This window comes from Planomonospora algeriensis (assembly GCF_977012225.1).
Genome location: NZ_CDRNDK010000278.1, coordinates 1 through 8,693 on the forward strand (window position 1 = coordinate 1; position 8,693 = coordinate 8,693).

An 8,693-nucleotide genomic window follows, 5' to 3' on the forward strand; every position below is an offset into this window, starting at 1 on the left:
ATTCCGGCCGCCGGGGCGGCCTCGGCGGACGCCGGGGACCGCGCCGCGCGGGACGGCCTGAGCCGGTTCCGGGGACAGGAGATCGCCTGGCACCGCTGCCGGACGGGTCCGGACGACGCGGAGGGCGGGCTGCTGGACGAGGCGAAGGCCCAGTGCGCCGAGGTCACCGTGCCGCTGGACCACCGCCGCCCGGAGGGGCGGACGATCAAGGTCGCGATGTCCCGGTTGAAGGCCGCCGACCCGGCCCGTCGGAGAGGTGTGCTGTTCTACAACCCCGGCGGACCGGGCGTCCCCGCGATGTCCCTCGTCCTGCAGGTCAAGCAGGCGGCCCCCGAGGTCGCGGCCCGCTACGACCTGATCGGGATGGACCCCCGGTTCGTCGGGCGCAGCAGCCCCTTCGACTGCGGCTGGCCCGTCTCCGCCGTCGGCTCCGCCGGGCCGGACCGGCAGGGCTTCGAGCGGACCGCGGCCCTGGCGAAGAACCTGGCGTCCCGCTGCGCCGTCCACCGGGACCTGCTGCCCCACGCCTCCACCCGCAACACCGCCAGGGACATGGACGTGATCCGCGCCGCGCTCGGCGAGCCGAAGCTGTCCTACCTCGGCTCGTCGTACGGCACCCAGCTCGGCATGGTCTACCTGCAGCTGTTCCCCCGCCGAGCCGACCGGGTCGTCCTCGACAGCGCGATGAACCCCGACCTGTTCGGCCCCGACCTGACCCGCACCCAGGGCCCGGCCCTGACCGCGGTCATGGAGGACTGGGCGGCCTGGACCGCCCGCCACCACGACCGCTACCGCCTGGGCTCCACCGCGGCCGGCGTCATGGCCACCGTGCGCGGGATCGGCCGGGCCGCCGCCCGCACCCCGCTGAAGGTCGGCCGCCACCGGGTCGACTCCCGCCTGCTGCCCATGATCCTGTTCAACGTCACCGCCGGGGACACCCCGGAGGCGTACGGCTCCTTCGCGGCCGACATCCGGGTCCTCGACGCGGCCGCCCGCGGGGCGCGGGCGACCCCGACCCCCGTCCTGGAGCAGGTCCTGACCGGCCTGTCCTCCCCGGACACGGGCGGGACCGCGAGCGTGCAGACCGCGATCCTCTGCGCGGACCGGGCCGCGTCGCGCGACCCCGAGACCTATTACCGCGACATCCGGGCGCACCGCGCCGCCGAGCCGCTGTTCGGCGCGCTGACCCGCAATCTCACCCCCTGCTCGTTCTGGCCGGCGCCCCCGCCGAGCCTCCCACCCGGGTCCGCAACGACGTCCCGGTCCTGATGGTGGGCGCCACCGGCGACCCGGGCGCCGTCTACGCGGGCCAGCGGGCCGCGCACCGGGCCCTGACCGGCTCCCGCCTGGTGACCCTGCGCGGCGCCTTCCGCCACACCGTGTACGGAGGACTCTTCGCCCCCAGGAACGCCTGCGTCGACGCCGCCGTCGACCGCTACCTGGTCCGGGGCGTCCTGCCGGCCCGGGACACCGTCTGCCCCGAGCCCCCGGCCGGCTGACCTCCCGGCGGTCGTCCTCCCGGCGGTGGTCCTCCCGGTGGCGGTTCTCCTGGTGGTCGTCCTCCCGGCCCGGTGCGGCCGGATGTCCGCGTGACCGCTGGCACCGCGTCGGAGGGCGGGCCGTTACGACCGGTTCCGCGGGGGCACGGTCCCTCGTGCGACACCGGTGAAGGCACCCCACTGGAAGGACGGGAAACGTCATGGACACTCCGACCTGGCCGCTGGCCGTCGTGACCGGCGCCTCCAGCGGCATCGGCTACGAGCTCGCCCGGCAGTTCGCCCAGCACGGCTTCGACCTCGTCGTCGCCGCCGAGGACGATGGGCTCATCCCGGCCGCCCGCTCACTGGAGGAGCTGGGGGCGGCGGTCTCCAGCGTGCGCGTCGACCTCGCCCACCACGACGGGGTCGAGGAGCTCCACACCCGGATCACCGCGCCCGGCCGCCCGGTGGACGCGGTGGCGATCAACGCCGGCGTCGGAGTCGGCGGAGACTTCGCCCGGGAGACCGACCTGGACGCGGAGCTGAAGCTCATCAAGCTGAACGTCATCTCCTCGGTGCACCTGGCCAAGCGGGTGCTGCCGGACATGGTCCGGCGCGGCCGGGGACGGGTGCTGTTCACCTCCTCCATCGCCGGCACGATGCCGGGGCCGTTCCACGCGGTGTACGCCGCCTCCAAGGCCTTCCTGTACTCCTTCTCCGAGGCGGTCCGGGAGGAGCTCAAGGACACCGGTGTCACCGTCACGGCCCTGCTGCCCGGCCCCACCGACACCGACTTCTTCCGCCGCGCCGGAATGGAGGACACCAAGGTGGCCACCGGTGAGAAGGACGACCCGGCCGAGGTGGCGCGCCAGGGCTTCGAGGCGCTGATGTCGGGCGACGACCACGTGGTGGCGGGATCGAAGAAGAACGTGCTGCAGAGTGTCGCGGGCAAGCTCGCGCCCGAGGCGGTCCAGGCGAAGCTGGCCCGCCCGATGGCCGAGCCGGGCGGGGGGCGGGACGGGGAACCCGAGGGGGAGTAGGCGGCCGCCCGAGCCCATCGCACGCCGTCCGCTGCCGGGCACCGGGGGCGTCCCTGCCCGGTAGGCCCCGGCCGCGGACGATACGGCGAGTCCGGAGAGCCGCGGGACTACTCGACGATGCCGGCCCGGAACGCGGCGATGGCCAGCTGCACGCGGTTGGTGGCGGAGAGCTTGTCGAACAGGCGGGTGACGTGGCTCTTCACCGTCGCCTCGCTCATGTGCAGGCGGGCGGCGATGTCGGCGTTGGCGTAACCGAGGCCGACCTCGACCAGCACCTGCCGCTCCCGTTCGGTCAGGCCCCGGAGCCGGTCGAGCGCGTCCCGGCGGCGGCGCGTGCGGTCCTCGGCGGTGAGGCGGTCGATGAGCTGCCGGGTGACCCCGGGGGAGAGCATCGAGTCGCCCGCCGCGGCGAGCCGTACGGCGCGCAGGAGGTCGTGCGGCGGGGTGTCCTTGAGCAGGAAGCCCGTCGCCCCCGCCTCCAGGGCCCGGAAGACGGTGTCGTCGGCGTCGAAGGTGGTCAGCACGATCACCGCCGGCGGGCGCGGGCGGGCGCGGATCGCCGCGGTCGCGGCCAGCCCGTCGAGGCCGGGCATGCGGACGTCCATGAGGACCACGTCCGGCCGGTCGCGGGCGACCGCGTCGACCGCGGCCCGCCCGTCGGCGGCGTCGCCGACCACGGTCATGTCGTCGGCCGTTTCGAGGATCATGCGCAGGCCGACCCGGACGAGGGCCTCGTCGTCCACGAGCAGAACGGAGATCACGACGCATACCTTTCCGTCGTGCCGGTCGCGTCCGTCGTGTCTGCGGGCTCGCCGGAGGCGCGCCCCTTCGCCGTCCCATCGGCCGGGACCCCTTCATGGACGCCGTGGTCGAGCCGGGGCAGTACGGCGCGCAGCCGCCAGCCGCCGCCCTCCTCCCGTCCGCGCGGGCCGCCGTGCAGGGTCCCGCCCACCAGGCGCACCCGTTCGGCCAGCCCGATCAGCCCGGCACCCGACCCGGGCAGGTCGGCCGGTGCGCCGATCGCGGGCGGATTGTCCACGGTGACGGTCACGGTGCCGTCGTCGCCGCGGTCCACCGAGACGGCGGCCGGCGCGTCCGGCGCGTGCTTGTGGGCATTGGTCAGTCCTTCCTGGGCGACGCGGTAGACGACCCGGGCCGTGACCGGCGGCAGCGGCCCCGCCCGGTCGTGCAGCTCGACCCGCTGCCCGGCCCGCTCCGAGGCCCGGACCAGCGATGACAGGTCGGCGAACGGCTCACCGCCGCCCCCGCCGGAGGTTCCGGCGTCCGACGGGTGCCGTGCACCGGGCGGGGCCGGCGAGCGCGGGGTGGACGGGGCGTCCGGCGGTGCCGACTCGGCCCGGAGCACGCCGAGCACGTAGCGCAGTTCCTGCAGCGCCTCGCGGGCGGTGACGCGGATGAGCGCCGCCCCCTCCTCGATCCGGGGGGAGCCTCCGCTCGCGGAGAGTTCCAGCGCGCCCGCGTGCAGGGCGATGAGCGACACCTTGTGGGCCAGCACGTCGTGCATCTCCCGCGCGATCCGGGTGCGTTCGGCGGAGCGGGCCCGCTCGTCGCGGAGCCGCCGCTCGGCCTCGGCGCTCTCGGCCCGTTCGCGCCAGGACGCGGCCAGTGCCCGCCGGGCGGCGGTGTACAGGCCCAGAGCCGTCACCAGCGCGGCCGCGACGGCCGACGAGACCGCGCTGTCCACCGTCAACCGGCCCTCGTCGATCCACGACCATCCGGCGAAGCCCGCCCAGCCGACGACTGCGAGCACTCCCACCTGCCGGCCGGGGGCGTACGAGGCTCCGGAGTACAGGCCGACGAGCAGGGGCGCCGGGTTGCCCGACAACGCGTACGCCGCTGCTCCGGCCAGGGTCGCCACCTGCGGCCACCGCCTGCGCCACCACTGCGCCAGGCTGCCCGGCACGCCCGCCCCCACGATCACCGGCCACGGCAGCGCCGACCAGTGCGCCTTCGCCGCGAGGCCGGTGAGGGCCAGGCACGCCAGCACCGCGGCCGCGTCCACGACCCGCCACTCGGCGAACCGGTCCCACCACCGAGCCGTCAGTCCCATGGCGTGAAGCCTAGGCGGCGGATCACGGGTCTTTCATCCGTCCGCCGTCGCCGCGACCGGCCGTCCCGCTCCGACTTTCGTCGCCGGGCCCGGTCCCCCGGCTCCGACTTTCGTCGGAGGAGGGTCCCGCTCGCGGGGCGATGCGGACGGCGTCCCCGTGACGCGACGCTGTACGGCATCCCCGGCCGGATCTCCCGGCCGGCATCTCCACCGGATCACCGTCCGGTGTCTCCGGTCGGACCACCGTCCGGCGTCCCCGGCTGGATCCCCCGGCCGGCATCCCCGCCGGATCACCGTCCGGAGTCCCTGCCCAGTGTCCCTGCCCGGTGTCCCCGATCGGGCCGCCACCACGAGGAGTCCCCATGCGCATCCTGCCGTCCCGCCCGACCCGCAGAGCAGCGGCAGGCCTGCTCGCGAGCTGCGTCGCCGTACCGTTTCTCGGCCTGGCCTCGGGTCCGGCCCGGCCGGCCTCCGCCGACACCGCCCCTCCCGGCCGCGGCGTTCCTTCCGCCGCTTCCCCCGCCACCACTGCTTCCCCCGCCACCGCCGACGCCGCCACCACGACGGCCGCTTCCGGCGCCTGTACGGCCCCTGACCGGGCGGCGCTGGCGGACTTCTTCGACCGGGCGGTGCCGGATCGTCTCACCCGTGACCGGGTGCCCGGCGCGGTGGTGTCGGTGGTGGCCGGTGACAGGACCGTGTTCACCGGGGGGTACGGCCTGGCCGACATGCGGCGGGGCGTCGCGTTCGACCCCGCCCGCTCCCTGGTCCGGATCGGCTCGATCACCAAGCTGTTCACCTGGACGGCCGTGATGCAGCAGGTCGAGGCCGGCCGCCTGGACCTGGACGCCGACGTGAACCGGTATCTGAAGGCGTTCAAGGTGCCGTCCACCTACCCGGAGCCGGTGACCCTGCGAACCTTGATGGACCACACCGCGGGCTTCGAGGAACGCGCGGTCGGCATCGGGGCGCGCACCGCCGCCGACGTGCCGCCGCTCGGCGAGCAGCTCGCGGAGCACCTGCCGGCCCGGATCCGGCCGCCGGGCGAGATCTCCGCCTACTCCAACCACGGCGCCGCGCTCGCCGGTCACCTGGTCGGCGAGGTCACCGGAGAGCGCTACGACGCCTACGTGCGGCGCCACCTGCTGGCGCCGCTCGGCATGACGCGCAGCACCGCGGCCGAGCCGGTGCCCGGCCACCTCGCGGCCGACCTCGCCCGCGGCTACGACTCCGACACCGACCCCCTGGAGGCCGTCCCCTTCACCTTCGACCGGCTGCCCCCCGACGGGTCGATCAGCGCCACGGCCGGCGACATGGCCAACTTCATGATCGCCCAGTTGAACGGCGGGCGCTTCCGCGGCACGGCCGTCCTCGGCCCGGAGACCGCGGAGCGGATGCACCGGCGCTCCTTCGCCGCGGACCCCCGCCTGGGCGGTTACGCGCACGGGTTCATGGACCGGACCATCAACGGCCACCGGGTGCTGATGCACGACGGCAGCTGGGAGGGCTTCCAGAGCGCGCTGGTCCTGGTACCGGGATGTGACCTCGGGCTGTTCCTGTCGGCCAACGGCACCGGCGGCACCGAGACGCTGGCCGAGCTGACCCTGACGTTCCTCGACCGGTTCGCCCCGCCCCGGGAGGCCTCCGAGCCCGCCGCCGCGCCCGAGGCGGCACCGGCGCCCCCGCTGTCCAGGACCGCCCCGCAGGCGGGCTTCTACACGCCGACCCGGCACAACGAGTCGACGATCGAGAAGATCCTGGTCCTGCTCGGTCCCTCCCGGTTGACCGTGGACGGCGACGGCACCGTCCGCTTCAAGGGCGCCGAGTGGACGCCCCGGGGTGACGGCCTGTACGTCCGGGCGGACGGCAGGGACCGCCTGGTGTTCCTCGAAGGCCGGGACAGGCGGCGCTACGCGGCCACCGACGGCCCCGCCTACCAGCTGATGACCGCCGCGCAGGGCCCGATCCTCAACCTGGTGGTCCTGCTCGCCTTCACGGTCGCGGCGGTCAGCGCGCTCGCCGTGCCCGTGGCGGCGCTGTGGCGGCGGGTGCGCCGCCGGCCCACCGCCGCCACGGCCGCCTGGCGGACGGCACGCGCGCTGGCCGCCGGTGCGGCCGGGGCGGGTCTCGCGTTCCTGGTGCTGCTGGCGGTCCAGCTCTTCGGTGACACGGGGGACTTCCTGTACGGCGCGACGACCGGCATGCAGGTGCTGCTCGCCGTACCCCTCGCCGTGCTCGCCATGACGGCCGCGGCCGGGGTGTGCACCGTGAAGGGGTGGCGGGGGGCGGGCGTGGCCGCGCGTGTCCACCAGGTGGTCCTGTTCGCGGGGCTGGCGGCGCTGGTGTGGTTCCTCTGGCAGTGGAACCTGGTCGGCTGGTGGTTCTGAGCGCGGTGCGTCCTCGGACGGAGCACGGATGGTTCCGGGCATGGGGGTGCGTCAGGGGACGGGGTTCCGGTCCGCCGGTCCGCCGGTCCGCCGGGTGACGTACGGAGGACCGTCGGAGGAGATGGCTAACCTTCCGGGCATGCCGGATATCCCCATGGAGAAGCCTCAAGAAGCGGGTATGCCGCCGCTGGACCTGGCGTTCGTGGTGTCCGCGGATCCGGAACGGGTCCTGGCGGTGCTGGACGGGACGCCGGGTCCACGGGCGCGGTTCGTGGCGGCGGTGTACCGGGCCTCGGCGGAGACGCACCGCGGCATGAGCGCCGACCTGCGCCGGCAGGTGCTCGCGATGGACGCGGCCCGGTCCGGGGACCCGGCCCTGGCCGCCGGGTTCGCGGCCGTGGACCTCCCCGGCCGGCCCTCCCCGGCGTGGACGGTCGCCTGGGCGAGCGGTTCCCTGCTGGACCACCGGCTGCTGCACGTGCTGACCGGCCATGGCGGCCGGGTCCTGACGGTGGCCACGGCGGTGGCGGACGGGCGGCCCGTCGCGGTCACCGGCAGCTCGGACACGACGGTCCGGGTCTGGGATCTGGCCACCGCGGGCCAGATCCACCCCCCGCTGTACGGCGACACCGATCCGGTGTCGGCGATCACGGCGGAAGCGGTCGCCCTCTGCACCACGGTGGTGGAGGGGCGGCCGGTCGCCGTCGCCGCGAGCAGCGACGGGCGCGTGCCGGTCGTGGACCTGATCACGGGGACGCATCTGCGCGGGCACCTCCCCGGGCACAAGGACGGGGTGATCTCGGTGGCCGCGGCCGTGCTGGAAGGGCGGCCGGTCGCCGTGACCGCCGGCTGGGACGGGACCCTGCGCGTCTGGGACCTGCGCACCGGCCGGAAGGCCGGTGAATCCGGCATGGAGCACCCCGTCCGGATCGGCGCCCCGCAGGCCGTGGCCACCGCGACGGTGGACGGCGCGCCGGTCGTCCTCACCGCGGGCGGGGACGGGACGCTCCGGATCTGGTCGCTGGAATCCGCCGGTCCGCCCGTTACCGGATCGGTCCGGACCTCGTTCACGAAGGTCGGGCTGCGGCCGCTCGACCGGCTCGCCGGGCACGAGGGACCGGTGCTGGCGGTGGCCTCCCTGGTGGTCGGCGGGCGTCCGGTGGCGGTGACCGCGGGCGCGGACCGCACGGTGCGGGTGTGGGATCTGGAGGCGGGCCGGCAGGTGGGCGGGCCGCTGACCGGTCATACCGACCGGGTGTGGTCGGTGGCGACCGCGACCGTGGATGGCAGGCCGGTGGCGGTGACCGCGGGCGCGGATCACACGGTGCGGGTGTGGGACCTGGCCGGGGAGGACGGGGCCGGAGCCGGGCACGCCGGTCACACCGGTCAGATCCTGGCGATCGCCACCATGATCGTGGGCGGGCGGGCGGTGGCCGTCACCGGCGGGGCGGACCGTACGGTGCGGGTCTGGGACCTCGCCACCGGCCGTCCGAGCGGCCCGCCCGTCATCGGCTTCACGGAGGAGGTGGCGATACTGGCCGCGGCCGTGCTGGGCGGCCGGCCGGTGGCCGTCACCGTCGACGCGGACTCCGCCGTGAGCACGTGGGACCTCCTCGACGGGCGCCGGACGGGGCGTGCTCCGGCCGGGCACACGGGCCGGGTGCTGGCGGTGGCCACCGCGGTCGTGGGCGGGCGGGCGGTGGCCGTCACCGGCGGG

The 8,693-nt window shown here is 75.5% G+C and carries 7 protein-coding genes; 5 read left to right on the top strand and 2 right to left on the bottom strand.

Annotated features, from left to right (window positions below; all coding sequences use genetic code 11):
- The 3 genes from ACWJ6R_RS24295 to ACWJ6R_RS24305 form a co-directional block, all read left to right on the top strand.
- Nucleotides 1-1,269, top strand: a 1,269-nt coding sequence (locus ACWJ6R_RS24295; RefSeq protein WP_449064447.1) for an alpha/beta fold hydrolase, incomplete at its 5' end; no start/stop codon positions are given.
- A complete protein-coding gene (locus tag ACWJ6R_RS24300) occupies nucleotides 1,269-1,499 on the top strand; it encodes an alpha/beta hydrolase (protein WP_449064448.1) in 231 nt (76 codons plus the stop codon). The genes ACWJ6R_RS24295 and ACWJ6R_RS24300, both read left to right, overlap by 1 nt.
- Nucleotides 1,500-1,699: 200 nt before the next feature.
- Nucleotides 1,700-2,518, top strand: coding sequence for an SDR family NAD(P)-dependent oxidoreductase (locus ACWJ6R_RS24305; RefSeq protein WP_449064449.1), 819 nt, complete (start codon nucleotides 1,700-1,702; stop codon nucleotides 2,516-2,518).
- 107 nt (nucleotides 2,519-2,625) lie between these two features.
- Here the strand turns inward: ACWJ6R_RS24305 and ACWJ6R_RS24310 are convergent, their stop codons facing one another.
- Both ACWJ6R_RS24310 and ACWJ6R_RS24315 read right to left on the bottom strand, forming a co-directional pair.
- Complete coding sequence (locus tag ACWJ6R_RS24310) at nucleotides 2,626-3,279, bottom strand: response regulator transcription factor (RefSeq protein ID WP_449064450.1); 654 nt, start codon at nucleotides 3,277-3,279, stop codon at nucleotides 2,626-2,628.
- Nucleotides 3,276-4,589 (bottom strand): sensor histidine kinase, encoded by a 1,314-nt coding sequence (locus tag ACWJ6R_RS24315; RefSeq protein ID WP_449064451.1) that lies wholly within the window; start codon nucleotides 4,587-4,589, stop codon nucleotides 3,276-3,278. The genes ACWJ6R_RS24310 and ACWJ6R_RS24315 overlap by 4 nt, the downstream gene beginning before the upstream one ends.
- 362 nt (nucleotides 4,590-4,951) lie before the next feature.
- Here ACWJ6R_RS24315 and ACWJ6R_RS24320 point away from each other — a divergent pair, with 362 nt between their 5' ends.
- Nucleotides 4,952-6,976 (top strand): serine hydrolase domain-containing protein, encoded by a 2,025-nt coding sequence (locus ACWJ6R_RS24320; RefSeq protein WP_449064452.1) that lies wholly within the window; start codon nucleotides 4,952-4,954, stop codon nucleotides 6,974-6,976.
- Between the two features lie 178 nt (nucleotides 6,977-7,154).
- On the top strand, nucleotides 7,155-8,693 hold a 1,539-nt coding region (locus tag ACWJ6R_RS24325), incomplete at its 3' end, for a WD40 repeat domain-containing protein (protein WP_449064453.1).

Bases quoted from the DNA above. Each gene is read 5' to 3' on its own strand.
- ACWJ6R_RS24300 (WP_449064448.1), top strand. From the start codon at position 1,269: ATGGTGGGCGCCACCGGCGACCCGGGCGCCGTCTACGCGGGCCAGCGG.
- ACWJ6R_RS24305 (WP_449064449.1), top strand. From the start codon at position 1,700: ATGGACACTCCGACCTGGCCGCTGGCCGTCGTGACCGGCGCCTCCAGC.
- ACWJ6R_RS24315 (WP_449064451.1), bottom strand. From the start codon at position 4,589: ATGGGACTGACGGCTCGGTGGTGGGACCGGTTCGCCGAGTGGCGGGTC.
- ACWJ6R_RS24320 (WP_449064452.1), top strand. From the start codon at position 4,952: ATGCGCATCCTGCCGTCCCGCCCGACCCGCAGAGCAGCGGCAGGCCTG.